15 protein-coding genes and 4 pseudogenes are annotated in these 17,991 nt (G+C 65.3%); 8 read left to right on the plus strand and 11 right to left on the minus strand.

Annotated features, from left to right (window positions below; all coding sequences use genetic code 11):
- Positions 1–36: 36 nt before the first annotated feature.
- From M2351_RS21425 to M2351_RS21440, 4 genes are all read right to left on the minus strand, one after another.
- Positions 37–687 carry a cytochrome c oxidase subunit 3 gene (locus M2351_RS21425; protein ID WP_264658067.1) on the minus strand — a complete coding sequence of 217 codons (651 nt, stop codon included), beginning with the start codon at positions 685–687 and terminating at the stop codon, positions 37–39.
- On the minus strand, positions 684–2,474 hold the full coding sequence (locus M2351_RS21430; RefSeq protein WP_264658068.1) for a cytochrome c oxidase subunit I: 1,791 nt from the start codon (positions 2,472–2,474) through the stop codon (positions 684–686). Before M2351_RS21430 ends, M2351_RS21425 begins: the two co-directional genes overlap by 4 nt.
- Positions 2,475–2,520: 46 nt before the next feature.
- Positions 2,521–3,396, minus strand: coding sequence for a cytochrome c oxidase subunit II (locus M2351_RS21435; RefSeq protein WP_264658069.1), 876 nt, complete (start codon positions 3,394–3,396; stop codon positions 2,521–2,523).
- 321 nt (positions 3,397–3,717) lie between these two features.
- Positions 3,718–4,176 carry a DDE-type integrase/transposase/recombinase gene (locus M2351_RS21440; protein ID WP_264658070.1) on the minus strand — a complete coding sequence of 153 codons (459 nt, stop codon included), beginning with the start codon at positions 4,174–4,176 and terminating at the stop codon, positions 3,718–3,720.
- 332 nt (positions 4,177–4,508) lie between these two features.
- On the opposite strand from M2351_RS21440, the gene M2351_RS21445 reads away from it, so the two are divergent.
- The 3 genes and pseudogenes from M2351_RS21445 to M2351_RS21455 all read left to right on the plus strand — a co-directional run bounded on the left by M2351_RS21445 (position 4,509) and on the right by M2351_RS21455 (position 7,593).
- Entirely contained in the window at positions 4,509–4,916 is a 408-nt protein-coding gene (locus M2351_RS21445) for a transposase (protein WP_264658071.1), read from the plus strand.
- Between the two features lie 291 nt (positions 4,917–5,207).
- Positions 5,208–6,203, plus strand: a pseudogene (locus tag M2351_RS21450) (DDE-type integrase/transposase/recombinase); the annotation flags it as partial.
- A 1,087-nt stretch (positions 6,204–7,290) separates the two neighbouring features.
- Positions 7,291–7,593 carry a hypothetical protein gene (locus M2351_RS21455; protein ID WP_264658072.1) on the plus strand — a complete coding sequence of 101 codons (303 nt, stop codon included), beginning with the start codon at positions 7,291–7,293 and terminating at the stop codon, positions 7,591–7,593.
- An 86-nt stretch (positions 7,594–7,679) separates the two neighbouring features.
- On the opposite strand, the pseudogene M2351_RS21460 reads toward M2351_RS21455, so the two are convergent.
- Positions 7,680–8,060 (minus strand): annotated as a pseudogene (locus tag M2351_RS21460) (transposase); the annotation flags it as partial.
- A gap of 50 nt (positions 8,061–8,110) precedes the next feature.
- Between M2351_RS21460 and M2351_RS21465 the strand changes: the two are divergent.
- A complete protein-coding gene (locus M2351_RS21465) occupies positions 8,111–8,821 on the plus strand; it encodes an IS6 family transposase (RefSeq protein ID WP_264658073.1) in 711 nt (236 codons plus the stop codon).
- A 63-nt stretch (positions 8,822–8,884) separates the two neighbouring features.
- Here the strand turns inward: M2351_RS21465 and M2351_RS21470 are convergent.
- From M2351_RS21470 to M2351_RS21490, 5 genes and pseudogenes are all read right to left on the minus strand, one after another.
- Positions 8,885–9,211 (minus strand): annotated as a pseudogene (locus tag M2351_RS21470) (transposase); the annotation flags it as partial.
- A gap of 376 nt (positions 9,212–9,587) precedes the next feature.
- Positions 9,588–10,427 (minus strand): alpha/beta hydrolase, encoded by an 840-nt coding sequence (locus M2351_RS21475; protein ID WP_264658074.1) that lies wholly within the window; start codon positions 10,425–10,427, stop codon positions 9,588–9,590.
- 26 nt (positions 10,428–10,453) lie between these two features.
- Positions 10,454–11,308, minus strand: a complete 855-nt coding sequence (gene kynA / locus M2351_RS21480; RefSeq protein ID WP_264658075.1) for a tryptophan 2,3-dioxygenase — start codon at positions 11,306–11,308, stop codon at positions 10,454–10,456.
- On the minus strand, positions 11,305–12,498 hold the full coding sequence (gene kynU / locus M2351_RS21485; RefSeq protein WP_264658076.1) for a kynureninase: 1,194 nt from the start codon (positions 12,496–12,498) through the stop codon (positions 11,305–11,307). Before kynU ends, kynA begins: the two co-directional genes overlap by 4 nt.
- 1,180 nt (positions 12,499–13,678) lie before the next feature.
- The gene (locus tag M2351_RS21490; RefSeq protein WP_264658077.1) at positions 13,679–14,611 is read right to left on the minus strand and encodes a LysR family transcriptional regulator; all 933 of its coding nucleotides are present in this window, start codon (positions 14,609–14,611) and stop codon (positions 13,679–13,681) included.
- An 89-nt stretch (positions 14,612–14,700) separates the two neighbouring features.
- Between M2351_RS21490 and M2351_RS21495 the strand changes: the two genes are divergently transcribed.
- The 3 genes from M2351_RS21495 (at position 14,701) to M2351_RS21505 (ending at position 16,268) form a co-directional block, all read left to right on the plus strand.
- Positions 14,701–14,844 carry a hypothetical protein gene (locus M2351_RS21495; RefSeq protein ID WP_264658078.1) on the plus strand — a complete coding sequence of 48 codons (144 nt, stop codon included), beginning with the start codon at positions 14,701–14,703 and terminating at the stop codon, positions 14,842–14,844.
- Positions 14,845–14,924: 80 nt separating this feature from the next.
- Entirely contained in the window at positions 14,925–15,530 is a 606-nt protein-coding gene (gstA, locus tag M2351_RS21500; protein WP_264658079.1) for a glutathione transferase GstA, read from the plus strand.
- A 75-nt stretch (positions 15,531–15,605) separates the two neighbouring features.
- The gene (locus M2351_RS21505) at positions 15,606–16,268 is read left to right on the plus strand and encodes a glutathione S-transferase family protein (RefSeq protein WP_264658080.1); all 663 of its coding nucleotides are present in this window, start codon (positions 15,606–15,608) and stop codon (positions 16,266–16,268) included.
- A gap of 63 nt (positions 16,269–16,331) precedes the next feature.
- Here the strand turns inward: M2351_RS21505 and M2351_RS21510 are convergent.
- Positions 16,332–16,619, minus strand: a pseudogene (locus M2351_RS21510) (transposase); the annotation flags it as partial.
- Positions 16,620–16,656: 37 nt separating this feature from the next.
- On the opposite strand from M2351_RS21510, the gene M2351_RS21515 reads away from it, so the two are divergent.
- On the plus strand, positions 16,657–17,991 hold a 1,335-nt coding region (locus M2351_RS21515), incomplete at its 3' end, for an IS30 family transposase (protein WP_264658081.1).

Here is a 17,991-nt window from a genome sequence, read left to right on the forward strand (position 1 = left end):
GGCTGGAGCGCAAGATCGCCCAATCAGCAGCCCCAATCAGAAGCCGTGGTGCATGTGCGGGACGAAAAGTCCCTGTGTGTCGGCCAGCAGGACGCCGAACAGCACAAGCCACACCACGAGCAAGAAGTGCCAATAGGTGGCGCAGAGCTCGACGCTCAACTGCAAGCCGGCCGCGCCGGAACGGCTCCACAGCTTGACCGCCGTCCGTTCCCACGCCACAAGCCCACCCAGGATGTGAAGCCCATGCAGCGCCGTCATCAGGTAAAAGAACGTGTTGGCCGGGTTTTCAGCGACAAAATAGCCAAGCGTGTCGAGTTGCCGCCACGCCACCAGTTGCCCGGCCAGGAAGGCCAGCGCACAGAGGCCTCCGAACAGGAAACGGAGACGTGTGGTGGTCCATTTCCCCCGGCGTGCGCCAAGCACCGAGAGGTGCAGCGCCACACTGCCCAGCGCCAGCACCAGGGTGTTCAGCCACAACACCGGCAGCGCCGGCAGGGGGCGCCAGTCCCCGAACGACATGCGCATGACGTAAGCGCTGACCAGCAACGCGAACAGCGTCGCAACAACGGCAAGGAACACGACCAGTCCAACCCTTGCCGTGGGCATCGGCAGCCTGCCCAACGCCGGCAGGTCTTCCGGCGTCTGCTCCAGCCAGGGCTTCGCCGTGAGCGTCCGGATCAGGCTCATGCCATGGTTCCCTTCGCGATCGGCCGCCCATGCGCGGTCTCCGCCGTTTCCCGGCTCGGCGGGTGGTTCTGCGGCAGGAAGTCCTCGTCCGCTCCGGGCACGCTGAAATCATAGGCCCAGCGATGGACGATCGGCAGCCTGGGACCCCAATTCCCATAGCCGGGCGGCGTTTCGGGGGTTTGCCATTCCAGCGTCGTGGCCCGCCAGGGATTGCCACCCGCCAGCCGGCCCCGGAAGGCGCTCCAGACCAGGTTGAACAGGAACACCCCCTGGGCGGCGCCGACCACCAGAGCCGCGATGGTGATGAAGGCGTTCAGCGTGTGGGCCGAATCCGGAATGAAGTTGATCCCGCTAAAGTCGTAGTATCGCCGCGGCATGCCCACGAAACCGAGATAATGCATCGGGAAGAAAATCGCGAAGGTGCCGAGAAAGGTGACCCAGAAGTGAAACTTCCCCATCGCGTCGCTCAGTAGGCGGCCGGTCACCTTGGGATACCAGTGATAGATCCCGCCGAAGACAACCAGGATCGGAGCGACCCCCATCACCATGTGGAAATGCGCGACCACGAAATACGTGTCGGACAGCGGAACATCGACGACGACGTTGCCGAGGAACAGGCCCGACATTCCGCCGGCCACGAAGGTGATGATGAAGGCGAGCGAGAACAGCATCGGCACGGTGAGGTGAATGTTTCCCCGCCACAGCGTCAGGACCCAATTGTAGACCTTGATCGCGGTCGGCACGGCGATGATCAGCGTGGTCGTGGCGAAGAAGAAGCCGAAATACGGGTTCATTCCGCTGACGTACATATGGTGCGCCCAGACCACGAAGCTGAGAACACCGATGGCCAGGATGGCCCAGACCATCATCCGGTAACCGAAGATGTTCTTCCGCGCATGCGTGCTGATCAGATCCGACACGATGCCGAAGGCCGGCAGCGCGACGATATAGACTTCCGGATGGCCGAAGAACCAGAACAGGTGCTGGAACAACAGCGGGCTGCCCCCACGGTACCCAAGCGGCTCGCCCATGGAGACGATGCTCGGCATGAAGAAGCTGGTCAGCAGGACCCGATCGAGCAGCAGCATCACGCCACTGACGAACAGGGCAGGAAAGGCCAGCAGTCCAAGAATGGTCGAGACGAAAATGCCCCACACCGTCAAGGGGAGGCGCATCATCGTCATCCCGCGCGTACGCGCCTGCAGTACGGTCGTGACGTAATTCAACCCGCCCATCGTGAAGGCGGCGACGAAAATTACCAGCGAGACGAGCATCATAATGATGCCCCATTCCCGACCGGGCGTGCCCGGGAGGATTGCCTGCGGCGGATACAGGGTCCAGCCGGCCCCCGTGGGCCCGCCGGGCACAAAGAAGCTCGCGACCAGAACCAGAACCGACAGCAGGTAGGTCCAATAGCTCAGCATGTTCACATAAGGGAACACCATGTCGCGCGCACCGACCATCAGGGGGATCAGGTAATTGCCGAATCCTCCGAGAAATAGGGCCGTGAGCAGGTAAATCACCATGATCATGCCATGCATGGTGACGAATTGATAATAGCGGTCCTGATCAATGAAGCCCAAGCTGTACGGAAATCCGATCTGCATCCGCATCATCCAGGACATCACCAGCGCGATCAGGCCGACGGTGATCGCCGTGACGGTGTACTGGATGGCGATGACCTTGTGATCTTGACTCCAGATATACTTGGTCAGGAAACTTTTGGGCTCGTGATGCTCGGGCTCGACGCCGGCGCGCTCATCGCCAATGACTGCGGTCTGTACCATGCCCCGGCCCCCCGCGTGTCGTCGGCATCCGCGACCGATGCCGGTTTCAGTGTCCGTGACGCTCCGCGCCGGAGCGCCCTGCGCCAGTGCCCAAGTCACCGGCAAAGTCCATGGCCTTGCCCGCGCCGGTACCGGCCGGCGACTGCGCGAAGGTTGGTTGCTCGCGCAGCCACGGCTGGTAATCCTCGTCCTCCACCACGATGACGGAGCCGCGCATCATCGAATGGCCGACGCCGCAGAGCTCTGCGCAAAGGATTTCGTATGTCCCCGTCCGTTCGGGAGTGAACCAGAAATAAGAGACCATCCCCGGTACCAAATCCATCTTGGCCCGGATGTTGGGCACATAGAAATCGTGTAGGACGTCAACGGAGCGAAGCACCATTTTGACCGGCCTGCCGACCGGCAGACGCAGTTCGTTGCTGTTCACGAGTAGGTCATCTTTGCCTTTCGGGTCGTCGGGATTGAGCCCGAAGGGGTTCTCGGCGCTGATGCGCCGTGTGTCGACGGTTCCTAACACACCGTCGTTCCCCGGCAGGCGAAAGGTCCAATTCCACTGTTGACCCACAACCTCAACCACCGACGCTCCCGTCGGAACCCTGATGTAGTCGTCCCAGACGATCAAGCCGGGCGCCAGCATTGCGGCGATCCCCACGGAGGTGACGCCGGTCAACCACATTTCTAGCCTTTTGCTTTCGGGCTCGTAGGACGCGGCGATCCCCTCGCGGTGGCGATAACGGAACACCGCATAGGCCATAAATAGAACAACGGCCGAAAAAACAACTCCTGTAATCACGAATGTGATAACGAGCGTTGTATCAATTGCTCCCCAATTTGAGGCAAGAGGCGTGAACCACCACGGGCTCAGCAAGCTGAACAGAATGGAGCCAACGACGAGCGCAGCCAGCACAATCGCGACAGCCATGGCTTGCGAATTCCTATAGCTCTGACCTGCGGCCGAGATTGGCCGGCTGAAATGAAGCGCAGGCCATTTTCCGCCTAACTTTAGGAAGTCGCGCATGTTAACAGATTTGATGGTTGCGCGCAAGGATAACCGCACTATTAGTTGCATTCGTGCCGCCTTATAAAAATTTTCAATGAAAAATCCGATGAACATGAAAGGTTGAGGCAGTTGTGAATCTGTTGCTGCGTTTGCGGTTCTGGTGGCTCTGTCAAGTTGTCAGCAGGGCGAAGAATTGCGGCCCGCAGACCGGCGGTCGCCTCGCCCGGAGTCGCCTCACCCGGGTCAGCCGACCTGGGCAACACCGGTGGCCTCGCGCCGACTGGTGAAGGCGCGCGTGCGGGCGGCGCGGTACTCGGAGGCGGAGATGAGGTGGCGGCGCAGTTGGAAGTGGTTGTGGATCGCGCTTTGGGTGGAGAGAAACCGCTGGGCGTGCCGGGCTGATTTGAACCTCCTCATGTGCCGCTTGCGCCGTCGCGTCGGCTGGTGCGAGACTTCGCAGATATTGTTCAGGTGTTGGCTCTGCCTGTGTTCGCTGCCGAGCTTCGGAGCCTTCTTCACTGCGGCGTATGATTTCAGCTTGTCGGTCACGAGGACACGTGGGGCGTAGCGCAGCCCTTTCAGCAGTTTGCGAAAGAAGCACTTGGCCGCCTTCGTGTTGCGCCGGCTCTGGACCAGGATGGCGAGGATGACACCATTCTGGTCGATGGCGCGCCACAGGTAATGTTGCTGGTTCTGTTGCAAAGCCTGAGCACGGGTGATTAGAGGTGCGGGGTCATCAAGCTTAGGTAGTAATGCGCGTTGTTGCACGGATGTGGTGGGTGTCGTAGGCGAAGGACCCGCCCTCGGTCTGGTCTGCTATCATTCCTCCGTAAAGCGAATGCTGCGCGCCGTCACCACATCCCTCGACCGAAGCGGCGGATTCTCAACTGTGCCGAGTGCGATGCGGTCCTGCGCCAGCGCGGCAGCCTGACCGTCTGGGTCTCCGACGAGGCGATCGCGCATTGGAAGGCGGCGCCGCGCAGCACGCCGGGGGGCAGCCCAGCTACTCCGACCTGGCGATCACGACGGCCTTGATGCTTCGGGCGGTGTTTCATCTGGCCCTGCGTCAGACCGAAGGGCTGATCGCCTCCGTTCTGCGGCTGCTTGGTATCGACCTACCGGTGCCGGACCGCTCCACCATCGCCAGGGGCGCCAGAACGGTGACGCTGCCGCGCACGCGGCCCTGCGTCAGCGGAGCAATCCACTGGCTGGTGGACCGCACCGGGCTGAAGCTGCGCGGACCCGGCGAGTGGTTGGTCGAGAAGCACGGGACCAAGCGGCGGCGCTCCTGGAGGAAATTGCATATTGGTGGGGACGCGCAGAGCGGGCGGATCATGGCCATCACGCTGACCAACCGCGCCATCGATGACACCGCCCAAGTCGGTCCCTTACTGGAACAGGTCACCGGTCCAGTGGCCACGTTCAGCGGCGACGTCGCCTAGCTGTTTGATGGCGGAACGTTGTCGGGCCCCGGTGTGTTGGGCCATCCAAGAGCATGGCTGGTGGATCGAAAGGCGTCTGGGCCCTGCGCCTCAGTAAACAAGCGATCGGCGCAGTCCCGTCCGTCGTCGCCATGACGAGCCAGAAGCGCCCGCCGCAGCCGGCCCGTCAACCCTGGCCCTGACGGGCCACCGCCGAAGGCGGCTGTGGGGTTGACCGGCCGTCGCGCGGCGGGCATCATCCCTCGTGGCGGCGACGCTGAGCCTGTTCGGCCCCGGCCGGGAGGAACGGCCATGGACCAAATCCATCCCAACGCCCGCACCACCCCGGCGGTGCGCGCCGCCATCGCCGCCACCGAGCCCACGGGCGTGCTGGCCAAACGCTTCGGCGTCAGCACCGAAAGCATCCGCACATGGCGCAAACGCGGCTCTGAGGACGTTCAGGATCACTCCTCGCTCCCCCAGCACCTGCGCTGGCGGGCCACCGAGGAAGAACGCGCCATCGTCTGTGAGCTGCGCCGGAGCACCGGGTTCCCACTCGACGACCTCACGGTCACGGTGCGCCACTTCCTGCCCCATCTGAACCGCGACGCCATCGACCGGATCCTGAAGGCCGAAGGCCTGGGGCGCCTGCCAACGTCCCCGACCACCACGCCCAAGAAGGGCACCAAGCACTTCAAGGAGTATGACCTCGGCTTCCTACACATCGCTATCAAGCACCTGCCCAAGCTGCACGTGATCGGTGCTGGAGCGCGCAAACGCTCCCTGTACGTCGCCATCGACCGCGCCTCGCGGCTGGTCCACCTGGCGGTCAAGGACGAGGAGACGGAAGCCGCCGCCACCGCCTTCCTGAACGAGGCGGTCGCTGCCTTTCCCTTCACCATCACCCACGTGCTGACCGACCGCGGCCGTTGCTTCACCGCCGACGGCTGCGAGGCCGCCTGCCGCGCCCTGGGCGCGCAGCACCGCAAGACCAAGCCCTACACCCCGCAGACCAACGGCATGGTCGAACGCTTCAACGGCCGCATCGGGCGCGAGGTGTTGGTCCTGTGCATCGGCACGCATGATGCCCTGGAGCGCCTGCTTCACGGCTACCGGCTCGCCGACAACGCCCGCCGACAGCGCGTCCTCAAGGGCCACTCGCCCAACGAGGTCGTCCACGAGCGCCTGAAGGCGAAACCCGAGCTGATCAACCCCGCTTACCGACCTCCCAGTCCGTGCGACCTCACCAAAATTAAGGTGGCCGCTCAGCTCAGGGTGTATGCCGCCAAGGACGTATCGCATCCGGACAGCACCAGGAGCGCAATCTTCAACGGCACCACCATCCGCAATTTGGTCTTCGTTGGACAAGGACAGCGACGGGATGGGCCTGGTGAGGTCGGCGTGGGCAAACATTAATCCCGATGGGTAGCCGGGGCCGCCCGCTCACCCGACGCTCGCTCCCGACGCGGTGCTCAGCGCCCCCGTCTCCGCTGTTGGTCGATAAACCGCGGGGTTGCCTCATCGGCCATGTCTTCGAGAATGATCAAGGAGCGGAGCGCGTCACGCTGCGCGTCACCGGTATGGTCGTACAAGCCGGGCGGCTTTGGGGGATTCGGGATCGTTGGCCCCACGGACGGGACCGGGGGCGTCGGAACCGTGACCGAGGTGGGGCGAGGGTGTGGGGGCGGCGTGGTGATGGTCGTCGGCGAGCTGCTCGGGATCGAACAGACCTTAAATCGGTTGCACACCGGCAGCGGCACGAACAGCGGGTTGGCCGCGAAGCGGGGAATGCCCCCGAGGCCCGCCGGGGGCGGCAACGTCAAACGAGGCCCGCTGAGCAGACTCGTAGTCGTTGGCGTTTCGGACATGCTCGGCGTCTGGTTCGGTCCGGCGGCGAATGCGGCCGGGGCGGTAAGCAGGAATAGGGCGGTCAGGAACGAGCCTCGCATCGGGGGTACTCCCAGAGGGGTTGCGTGCCCTGTTCCTAGAGCAGAAGACCCACCGCCGCTGTTAGCTGGCTCACACCGCGGGAACGACCACAAGCATCCTTTCATCTGGGGACGCGGTCGGCGCCATCGGCCATCCCGCCATCTCGGTGTGGCGGCTCTCCCAACTATCTCACTGATTGAGCGGATGCACCACTTAGTATGTTGGGAATTTTTGCATTATCGCCGCATCGGGGTAACCGCCGGTCCGCAGCATCATAACCATCCCTGTCCGGTGGTGGATCGGGGATGCCCGGGAAATCGTCCTCCGCGTCCAGCGGCCGAAGCGTAGAGAGGATCGCCAACAGTGAGGGCCTTGGGGCTTTCGCGTTATCGTCGGCCATACGTCCACCTCCCCTCTCACGAGCAAGCCTCAAGCTATTATCTCATGGGGAACGCACAATGGCGCGATGGAGGACGATGTGCTGCAGCCGGATCGCCGAATCATCGATCGCGTCAGACAGTGGCTGTGGCCGCATTTGCCCTACGTGCGTGATCCGCACGAGGGCGGCCCGTGCCCTCGCGCGGCGTGGCAGCGGCGCGTGCTCGGCCCGATGAAATCCTGGCCTGGCTACAAGGTGGGCGTGGTGCATTACCCAGATGCCGACCAAGCCGACGCCGACATACAGGCCTTAGAGAAAGCCGCGTTCAACGCAGCGCGGCGGCGGCAGCCCTGGTGGAGACGTCACCTGCCGACCCGTTGGTGGCGGTGATCCCGATCGACGTTGTTGCACCGAGGCGGCGGGACATTGGTGCACAACTCGGCGCGCTGACAGAGTTGGCTCTGTCCGATCGGTGATCAGGCGACCTTGCGGGAGACCGGCATGCCCAAGCTGGTCATGATATTGAGGACCTTGCCGCCGACGGCCGCTTCAACCTTCTGCGCCGGCAGAGTCCGAGCGCGCAGGCTGCGGCCGATCAGCGTCTTGTACCGCAACATCGCCACCTCCAGGTTGGCACTGCGCCGGGAGAAGGTGGTGTGATCCGGAACCGGCAGGTCCAGGCCAAGCAGGCGCAGGAGCGAGCCCAGCAGACCTTCGGTCTGGCGCCACGGCCGGCCAAAGGCCAGGCGCAGCATCGCCCCGGCTTCGATGGCCAAGTCCGAGTAGCGGGAAGGCCGGCCGCGCCGACCTGCCTTCGGCGGTGTCCAGGCGGCGATCGCCTCCGAGGTCACCCAGATGGGTGCTGTCAGGTTGCGGACCGCCGGATTGGCATGGCAGGGTGCCGGGCGTGAGCACGACGCCCAATCCGTACCGCGGCTTTCGTTTTCCGGCCGCGATCATCAATGAAGCGGTGTGGCTGTACCACGGATTCAGCTTGAGCCTGCGCGAGGTCGAGTTGATCCTGGCCGCGCGCGGTGTCGAGGTCAGCTACGAAACCATCCGGGAGTGGGGTCTGCGCTTCGGCCGGGAGTTCGCCACCACGCTCAAGCGCCGCCGACCCCAGTCGGGCGACAAATGGTTGTTGGATGAGGTGTTCATCCGCATCCGCGGCAAGCAGCATTATCTTTGGCGCGCTGTCGACCAAAACGGCGTGGTGCTGGACATCTTGGTCCAGAGCCGGCGCAACACGAAGGCGGCCAAGCGGTTCTTCCGCAAGCTGCTGAAAGGGCTGCGCTACGCCCCGCGTGTCCTCGTGACCGACAAGCTGAAATCATACGCCGCAGTGAAGAAGGCTCCGAAGCTCGGCAGCGAACACAGGCAGAGCCAACACCTGAACAATATCTGCGAAGTCTCGCACCAGCCGACGCGACGGCGCAAGCGGCACATGAGGAGGTTCAAATCAGCCCGGCACGCCCAGCGGTTTCTCTCCACCCAAAGCGCGATCCACAACCACTTCCAACTGCGCCGCCATCTCATCTCCGCCGCCGAGTACCGCGCCGCCCGCGCTCGCGCCTTCACCACCTGGCGCGAGACGACCGGTCTTGCCCTGACCGCCTGAGCGGAACCAAAACGGGTTGTTCAGACGCTCATCTCATCAACCGCCAGCGAAGTTGACAACACCGCCCTGAATCCACGCTTCCTGGATGACCGCGGTGAGCGCCTTCTCGGCGGTCTTGCGCGGCTCCAGAAAGGCCGGAAAGTAGCTGCCCTGGCGCAGCTTTGGGATCTTCAGGTCGAGCGTGCCGAGGCGGGTGTCAAGCTGGCGCGGCCGCGAGCCGTTGCGGTAGGTGGTGCGCGTGTCGCTACGCTCGTGGCGCGCCGCGCCGATCAGCGCCTCGACCTCGAAGTCCATCAGCCGGTGTAACGTGTGCTCGGCGACGGCGCGCAGAAAATCGCCGTCTGTGCTCTTCTGGATTTGCTCGATCAGTGCCATTCTGTCGTCGGTCATCGTCGTGTCCTTGGTTGTGATCGCGTGTCGCAACTCGACCTTACCAAAGATGCGCGATGACCACCTCCTGCCGCCGAACACACCGCCTGCGAGGCGGAGGATCGGGCTGGGGCCGGGCTACGCTGTGTGGGAGCTTCGCCCGGCCCCAGCCCGATCCTTCATGGGCGCTTTTTCCACCACGCCCCTGGACGTTACCCGAGATTTTCCGGTGACGGCGATCGGCATTGTACTTGTGCGGCATGTTCAGGCGGGTTGGTCGGGAACAGGTATGCCTTCTATCCGACCAAGCTCGTGCTGACAACTACCGCATCCCTGCACCAAACCACCGGCGTGTGGCAGGGCAGCGTATTCGTCCAGAAATTCCCCACAGGCGACCTCATGAGGAGAGCAGCGCGTCCACCAGGGGGGAGTCCGGATCGGCCAGATCGTCGATGACATCGAAATGATGGCGTCCGTCGGCCTGCCGCGCGGCGGTGGCCGCACCCAGGCCAAGCCATATGTTCGCTAGCAGGGCGTTTTGCCGAATGAACTCCGGCCGCTCTTGCGCGCCCACCCAGCAGGTGATGCCTGCTCCCGGCCGTGGCCGCAGCAGGGCCGGGCTTTCGGCGACCGCCTCGGCCTCGTCCATGCCGAGCGTGCCGTTCATGCGCGTGGCCAGCAGCGGGCGCAGGTCGTGCAAGCCGCTGATGGAAACAGTGTGCTCCACCCGCTCCGCCACCGCCGGCGGCAAGGACACGTCCGCGCAGGCCAGGCGGCTGACCAGATGGCCGCCCGCGGAATGGCCGGTCAGCCGCAGCGGACCGGGCGTGGCCTCCGCAATCGCGGCGACCGCCCGCGCGACCTGCCGGGTTATGCCAGCGATGCGGCAGTCGGGGCAGAGCGTGTAGCTGGGCATGGCGACGCGCCAGCCATGGGCGAGCGGCCCGGCCGCCAGATGCGACCAGCTCGCCTTTTCGAAGGCTATCCAATAGCCGCCATGAACGAAGACGACCGTGCCCTTCGCCGGACGGGCGGGGTGGAACAGGTCGTAGCGTTCGCGCGCGCCGTCGCCATAGGGCTGGTCAAGCGTCGCGCGCCGCTGCGCCGTCAACGTCGCGCGGAAGGCGGCGGCCCGCTCCGCCCAGCGCGCTGGGTAGGCGTCGCCATCAGGGATGTGGGCGCTGTTGCTGTAGGCGTCATCCCAATCCGTGACCGACGCCAGCGCGTTCCCGACCATCCCGTCATCCCTTCGAAGCGGTCCCGTCACAGCACCGTGCGGACGCGCCAGAGTTCCGGAAACAGCTCCACCGCCAGCATGTTGCGCAGGTAGGAGGCGCCGCCGGTGCCGCCGGTGCCCCGCTTGAAACCGATCACCCGCTCCACCGTTGTGACGTGGTTGAAGCGCCAGCGGCGAAAGTAATCTTCGAAATCCACCAGCTTCTCGGCGAGTTCGTAAAGCGGCCAGTGGTGCTCCGGGTCCTGGTAGACTCGCCGCCACGCCTCGGTCACGCGGTCGTCGGGTTGATACGGCTGGGAGACGTCGCGGGCCAGAACCTCCTTCGGCAAGGGAATGTCGTGGCGCGCCAGCAGGCGCAACGCCTCGTCGTACAGGCTGGGCCGGGTCAACTCCCCCTCCAGCCGGGCCAGGATCTCCGGCCGGTGAGCGTGCGGCCGCAGCATCGCGCGGTTCCGGTTGCCCAGCAGAAACTCGATTTCCCGGTACTGGTACGACTGGAAGCCGGACGACTGGCCCAGGGCGTCGCGGAAACGGGTGTACTCGCTGGGCGTCATCGTGCGCAGCACGTCCCAGGCGGAGTTCAGCTGCTCGAAGATGCGCGCCACGCGGCTCAGCATCTTGAAGGCCGGGGACAGCCGGTCTCCGCGGATCGCCTCGCGGGCAGCGTGGATCTCATAGACCGCCAGCCGCATCCACAGTTCCGACGTCTGGTGCTGGATGATGAACAGCATCTCGTCGTGCGCGGCGGAGCGCGGAGCCTGCGCCCCCAGGATGCGGTCGAGCTGCAGATAGTCGCCGTAGGACATCCGCCCGTCGAACGCCATCTGCGCGCCTTCGGCGGCCGGATCATAGGGCAGGGGGCTCTGATCAGGGTCGGTCATGTCACCATCGCCTTCTTGTGGTACTCGGGCCGGTCCCACAGGCGGCCGTCCATCACGCGCTTCAGCACGGCGACGGCGCGCCGCACCTCGTCCACGCCGATGTAGAGCGGGGTGACGCCGAAGCGCAGCACGTCCGGCGCCCGAAAGTCGCCGATGACGCCACGGTCGATCAGCGCCTGCATGATGGCGTAGCCCTGCGGGTGGTGGAAGGACACCTGGCTGCCGCGCCGGCTGCCGTCGCGGGGTGAGGCCAGCTCCAGCTCCGGACACTGCGCCTCGACGAGTTTGATGAACAGGTCGCACAGCGCGATGGAGGTGCGGCGCACGTCGGCCATGTCGACTCCGTCCCAGACGTCGAGCGCCGCGTCGAGTGCCGCGAGCGCGATCACAGGCGGGGTGCCGACCCGCATCCGTTCGACGCCTGCGCCGGGGCGGTAGGCGCGGTCGAAGGCGAAAGGGGCCGCGTGCCCCATCCAGCCGGACAGCGCCGGCCGCGCCGTTTCCGCATGCCCGGGGGCGACATAGATGAAGGCCGGGGCGCCCGGCCCACCGTTCAGGTACTTGTAGGTGCAGCCGACGGCGAAATCGGCCGCGGCGCCGGCCAGATCCACCGGCAGCGCGCCGGCGGAATGGGCGAGGTCCCAAACGGTCAGGGCACCGGCCGCATGAGCCTTCGCCGTCAACGCCGCCATGTCGTGCAGGCGTCCGGTTCGGTAATCGACCTCGGTCAGCATCAGCACGGCGACGTCATCGCCAATGGCGGCATCGATTGCGTCCGGTTCAACAACCTTCAGGACATGGCCCTGGCCCAAGGTCTCGATGAGCCCCTCCGCCATATAGAGGTCGGTGGGAAAGTTGCCGCTGTCGGATAGAATCACCCGGCGGCCGGGGTTCAGCGCGAGCGCCGCCGCCAGCGCTTGATACACCTTGATCGACAGCGTGTCCCCGACGACGACGCTGCCGGCCGGAGCGCCGAGCAACCGGGCAATGCGATCACCGACGGCGCGCGGCTGGACCATCCATCCGGCCGTGTTCCAACCACGGATCAGCTGCCTGCCCCATTCCTCGGTCAGGGTGTGGGCCACCCTGCGCTCAGCGGCGGCGGGCAGGGGACCCAACGAGTTGCCGTCGAGGTAGATCACGCCGTCCGGGATGCAGAATCGCGCGCGAGTCTTGTGAAAATCGGTCATCGGTCGGACCTACTCCTCCAGAGACGTTGCTGATCGACCATGCTTCAGCCTTTTACAGCGATGGTCAGCCCCACGGGCTTCCCGCTTCCGTTGCTGGACGACACCGAGGCCGCCACAGCATGCCGTCAGACAAAAGTACCCTGCGGGATAATCTAAGGCGCGAGGTTCACGTCCGCAGGGACTCCCTTGGGGCCACTCCCGTCTTCACCAATGTCCAAACCCGGCGATGGAGCCTCATCGGAGTTACATCCTGCGGGCACGGTTGAGAGGGGGCGATACTGAGCCGCTGACCTGGAGCCTCGGACAGCACCGTTTGTTTCTTAGGTAAGATCTGTATCCGATATCAGCCCAGGGCGCACGCCAGCGCTATCCCATGAGCGGCCAGAACGTCTCCTGGTCACCATCCCTGTCGATGCTGGGTGGTTGAGTTCAACGAGCGCCGAGGATTCCCAAAGCTTCCGTACAATGTCCTGCTGGGCGGTTCCGGGGAATTGTTGGGTGGATTGGTTCACTCCCTCACGGACAGTTCAGGTGAAACGTCATCCGGGCCCCCTAACCCCCTAGCCGGACCAAGCCGATGGGAAAGTCACTCCGCTTCCAGGAAGCCGGGGGAGGGCCGCAGCGAATGATGGTGGGCCGCCAAACTGGCCAGCGAACGTTATCCGGAACCGCCCAGCAGTTCTACCGATCCGCCCGGCAACCCGGCCAGGATCGGAGCGTCAAAGTGCAGCGAACAGACCGATTCTACTGAACCGCCCAGCAGCGACACTCAGCGCGGTGCCTCCTGCTCCAACCGCAGATGCTCTCGGGCGAGCTGCAAGCTGTCCTCCAAGATCTTGAGCACGGTGCGAGCCCTCTCCGCTGCTACGTCGTGCTTGTCCAGGATCAGATCCGCCAGATCGCCTTCTGATGAGCGACCCGTTCCTCACCTTCCCGGACGTAGCGCTCGGCCTGTGCGAGGGCGCTTTCGGCTGGCTGCATGGCGCGGACCTCCTGGGTAGGAACCCAACGTTTCATGTCCATCCAATACGGAGGAGCAAGCCGACACGCGGAGATGTGGTGCCCGGTCACGAGGACGGGGCTTAAGCATCGAGCAGGGACGCCGCCGGGCCGGGCTCGACCAGCAGTGCGGAATAATAGGTCACAACGGACGCCGCGACGGTCACAAGCCTGGCGTCGGCTACTCGCGCGCACGGCCACTCCCCGCCAAAGGGGCGGTTGCGGGCGTGTGCCCCTCGAGCAAGGGACGGCAGCGCCCGAGCTCCTCCGCCATGAAGTCGAGGAACGTGCGTACGCGCGCCACCTTCCGGAGGTCGGGATGGGTGAGCAGCCACAGACCCGTTTCCATCTCCGGCATGAGTGGGCCGACGCGGCGTAGGGCAGGGTCCAGGTCGGCCAGGAAACACGGCAGCATCGCCAGCCCGAGACCAGCCCGCACCGCCGCGAGCAGCCCCAGCAACGTGTTCGAGCGGTACGTGACTTGCTCGGGCGGCACGCGGGCCCGCAGCCATCTCGCGAAACCGAGATGCGCGAGGCTGTCGTCAGGACCGACCCAAGCGTGGGCTCCTAAATCGTCGAGATCGACTGCCGTTTCGACGCTCCCGACATCATAAACGGCCGTTGCGATGGTTGCCATGCGGCGGCCGACCAGCGTCTCGGGCGCCGTCGCGGCCGGTCGGATGGCGACGTCGGCATCTCGCTTGGTCAGCGTCAGGAAAGCGTTGGTGACGATCACCTCAAGGACGATCTCGGGGAAGAAGTGTCGGAATGCCGCGAAGACGGGAGTGAGAAGCCCGATAAGCGTGTCTGTCGTGGTCACCCGTACTGTGCCGCTCGGCCGCAAATCCTGCCCCGCCAGCAGCCGCTCGAGGTCCGCGATTTCGGCGTCCATGCGCCCGGCAGTCGCCACCATGACCTCCCCGGCGGGCGTTGGCGCGTAACCGTCCCGCGCACGGTCGAAGAGCCGCACTCCGAGCTTCGCCTCGAGTGCCCCCAGTCGGCGGAACGCCGTCGAGTGGTCGATCCCGAGGTCGCGTGCCGCACCGGCCAGTGTGCCGGACGTCCCGATCGCCAGCACTAGGCGCAGGTCCTGCCAGCCGACTCGATCTTGCATGGGCGCAAACTCCGCTTGGGAACTCCCAATATCACTTGCTTTTCAGAAAGCGTCTACGGTGATCCCACGAATCACGGGAAAGCCTAGCGATGACCGACTCCAAGCTTGCTCCTCACGCCGCATTCCTGCTCCGCAGCGCACTTGGCGCCATGTTCCTGTCGCATAGCGTCGTGCTGACGCTCGACGTCCTGACGCTGCCAGGGACGCCGCTTTCTTCGAAAGCCTCGGCCTGACCGGTTCCGGCAGCCCTGGCCTGGACCACCACGTTCGGCCGCTGATTCCCTTCCATCATCCCGAAACGAGGAGTTCACCGATGAAACTCTACTACGCCCCCGGCGCCTGTTCGCTCGCCGTCCACATTGTCCTTCGCGAGGCGAGCCTGCCCGTCGAACTCGTGAAGGTCGATCTCGCCTCGAAAACGACCGACGACGGGCGGAACTACCTGACGCTCAACCCGAAGGGCTACGTTCCCACGTTGCTGCTCGACGACGGTCAGGCGCTCACCGAGGTGTCCGTTCTGCTCCAGTACATTGCCGACCAAAGCCCCGAAGCCGGGCTCCTTCCCGCCCCCGGGACACTCGAGCGTTACCGCGCCCTGGAGTGGATCGGCTTCATCGCCACGGAGATCCACAAGGGCTTTGGGCCGTTGTGGAGTCCGGCCACCCCGGAGCTGACGCGCCAAGCTGCGCTCGACACCCTCGCACGCCGCTTCTATTTCGTCGAGCGGCAGCTGGACGCCGCCGAGTACCTGACCGGGTCGCGCTTCGCGGCGCCGGACGCTTACGCCTTCACCGTCCTCAACTGGACCGGTTACCTGAAGGTCGACCTCGAACGCTGGCCTAACATCCGAGCCTTTCTCGGCCGTGTCGCCGCACGCCCCAGGGTCCGGGAGGCGCTCAAGGCCGAAGGCCTCGCCTGATCCCGTCGAAGTGGGCCGCTCCTGTGGTGGCCCGCCCCCCAGTACCAGGACCAACAAACCGAAGGACAGACGTCCATGCTGCCGCTCCATCTCGTCAGCCATCATCTCTGCCCATACGTCCAGCGCGCGGCGATCGTCCTCGCGGAGAAGGGCATGCCATGCGAGCGCACCAACATTGACCTTGCGAACAAGCCCGCTTGGTTCACAGCGATCTCACCGCTCGGCAAGGTGCCGCTGCTCAAGGTCGGCGGCGAGGTGCTGTTCGAGTCCGTTGCCATCTGCGAGTACCTGGAGGAAGCCATACCCGGCCGCCGCCTGCATCCCGTGGACCCGATCCTGCGGGCCAAGCACCGCGGGTGGATAGAGTTTGGATCGGCGATCCTCAACGACATCGCGGGGTTCTACGCGGCGCCAGATGCGAGGACGTTCGCGGCCAAGCGCCAGGCCCTTCACGACAAGTTCGCTTGGGTTGAGCGCAGCCTCGGCAACGGCCCCTGGTTCGCGGGCACGGACTTCTCGCTTGTCGATGCGGTCTTCGGGCCGGTGTTCCGCTATTTCGACACCTTCGAGATGATCGCCAACTTCGGCGTCTTCGAGGGCATGCCGAAGGTGCTCGACTGGCGCGCCGCGCTGGCGGCGCGGCCGAGCGTCCGTGAGGCCGTCGCGCCCGACTACCCGGAGCGCCTGCGGGCCTTCTTGATAGCGCGCAACGCGCACCTGTCCTCGAGGATGGCGTGACGGAGGCGGCGGGGCACTGTCATGTGGAGTTGCCCCGGCTCGGTGGACGGGCTGGGGCTTGTTTCACTCCACGGCGCTCGATCTCCTTTCGTAGTCGGTCGGTGACAGATAGCCGAGGGCGGAGTGCCGTCGGCGGGGATTGTACCAGCCTTCGATGAAGGTGAAGACGGCGATGCGAGCCTCGGCATGGGAACGGAACCGCCGCCGGTCGAGCAGTTCGCATTCAAGCGTCGCGAAGAAGCTCTCGCACATAGCGTTGTCGTAGGTATCCCCGACCGAGCCCATGGACGGGCGAACGCCAACCTCGCGGCAGCGCGCCCCGAAGGCCAGCGAGGTGTATTGGGCGGATTCAAGCGGTCGTCGCAACAGCCTGCCGAAGGAGGTTGCGATGAAGATATGGAAGCGGCGATCGGATCGATCTGGACGAGCTCCTCTGCGGTCACCTGGCCGGCCTTCCTCAGCACAGCGTGCGGATCGTCGGCAGTTCTGGTCGGCGATTGCAACGGGACAATCGAGCGAGGATGCGGCATCCATAGCAGGCGTGTCGCCCGCGGTGGGGGGACGTTGGTTCCGAGAGGCCGGGGGTATGCCACCAGCGAAGTTTGCGTCATCGGCGAAGCCACCGTCGGGACGGTACTTGCAGTTTGCGGAGCGGGAGGAGATCGCGCTGCAGCGGGCCCAGGGGCTCGGCGTGCGGGAGATCGCTCGCCAGCTGGGGCGGGCGGCCTCGACCATTTCCCGCGAGCTGCGGCGCAATGCCGCCACTCGCTCGGGCGGGTTGGAGTATCGGGCAACGACCGCGCAGTGGCACGCCGACCGCTCGGCGCGCCGGCCCAAGCCGGCCAAGCTGTTGGTCAATCCGGTTCTGCGCGCCTACGTGCAGGAGCGTCTGGCCGGCACGGTGGCTGCTCCGAACGGAGCGGCGATCCCCGGACCGGCCGTGGCCTGGAAGGCTCGCCGACACGGACCTCGGCAGGACCGGCGGTGGGGCAAGGCGTGGAGCCCCGAACAGATCGCGCGGCGCTTGCGGCTCGACTTTCCGGAGGACCCGACGATGCGCATCAGCCATGAGGCGATTTATCAGGCGCTGTTCATTCAAGGCCGCGGAGCGTTGCGGCGCGAGTTGACCGCCTGCCTGCGGACTGGGCGGACGCTGCGCGTTCCGATGGCGCGGACCCGCAAGCGGGGCAAGTCCTTCATCACCCCGGAAGTCATGATCAGCCAACGCCCGGCGGAGGTGGCGGACCGGGCGGTGCCGGGGCACTGGGAGGGGGATCTGATCATCGGCTTGGGCGGGTCGGCGATCGGCACCCTTGTGGAGCGGACGACGCGGTTCACGATGCTGCTTCATCTGCCCCCGATGCCGGGGCACGCCAGCGGACCGCGGGTCAAGAACGGGCCGGCGCTGGCCGGCCATGGTGCCGCGGCCGTCCGCGACGCCATTGCGCGCACCATCGCAACCTTGCCCGCCCAGCTCCGCCGGTCGCTGACCTGGGATCAGGGGGCGGAGATGGCCCAACACGCCCATATCCGGATCGACACCGGGCTTTGCGTCTACTTCTGCGATCCGCGCCGTCCGTGGCAGCGCGGCACGAACGAGACTACCAACGGTCTGCTACGCCAGTACTTCCCCAAGGGGACCGACCTCACCGTGCATGACGCCGACACCCTGGCGGCCTTTGCCCTCGCCCTGAACACAAGACCGCGCAAAACCCTTGGCTGG

The organism is Azospirillum canadense (assembly GCF_025961225.1).
Classification (GTDB): Bacteria; Pseudomonadota; Alphaproteobacteria; order Azospirillales; family Azospirillaceae; genus Azospirillum; species Azospirillum canadense.

What these genes read in the sequence shown, in the direction of transcription:
- M2351_RS21425 (WP_264658067.1), bottom strand. Translation starts at nt 687, where the DNA reads ATGAGCCTGATCCGGACGCTCACGGCGAAGCCCTGGCTGGAGCAGACG.
- M2351_RS21430 (WP_264658068.1), bottom strand. Translation starts at nt 2,474, where the DNA reads ATGGTACAGACCGCAGTCATTGGCGATGAGCGCGCCGGCGTCGAGCCC.
- M2351_RS21435 (WP_264658069.1), bottom strand. Translation starts at nt 3,396, where the DNA reads ATGGCTGTCGCGATTGTGCTGGCTGCGCTCGTCGTTGGCTCCATTCTG.
- M2351_RS21445 (WP_264658071.1), top strand. Translation starts at nt 4,509, where the DNA reads ATGCTTCGGGCGGTGTTTCATCTGGCCCTGCGTCAGACCGAAGGGCTG.
- M2351_RS21455 (WP_264658072.1), top strand. Translation starts at nt 7,291, where the DNA reads ATGGAGGACGATGTGCTGCAGCCGGATCGCCGAATCATCGATCGCGTC.
- M2351_RS21475 (WP_264658074.1), bottom strand. Translation starts at nt 10,427, where the DNA reads ATGGTCGGGAACGCGCTGGCGTCGGTCACGGATTGGGATGACGCCTAC.
- kynA (WP_264658075.1), bottom strand. Translation starts at nt 11,308, where the DNA reads ATGACCGACCCTGATCAGAGCCCCCTGCCCTATGATCCGGCCGCCGAA.
- kynU (WP_264658076.1), bottom strand. Translation starts at nt 12,498, where the DNA reads ATGACCGATTTTCACAAGACTCGCGCGCGATTCTGCATCCCGGACGGC.
- M2351_RS21490 (WP_264658077.1), bottom strand. Translation starts at nt 14,611, where the DNA reads ATGCAAGATCGAGTCGGCTGGCAGGACCTGCGCCTAGTGCTGGCGATC.
- M2351_RS21495 (WP_264658078.1), top strand. Translation starts at nt 14,701, where the DNA reads ATGACCGACTCCAAGCTTGCTCCTCACGCCGCATTCCTGCTCCGCAGC.
- gstA (WP_264658079.1), top strand. Translation starts at nt 14,925, where the DNA reads ATGAAACTCTACTACGCCCCCGGCGCCTGTTCGCTCGCCGTCCACATT.
- M2351_RS21505 (WP_264658080.1), top strand. Translation starts at nt 15,606, where the DNA reads ATGCTGCCGCTCCATCTCGTCAGCCATCATCTCTGCCCATACGTCCAG.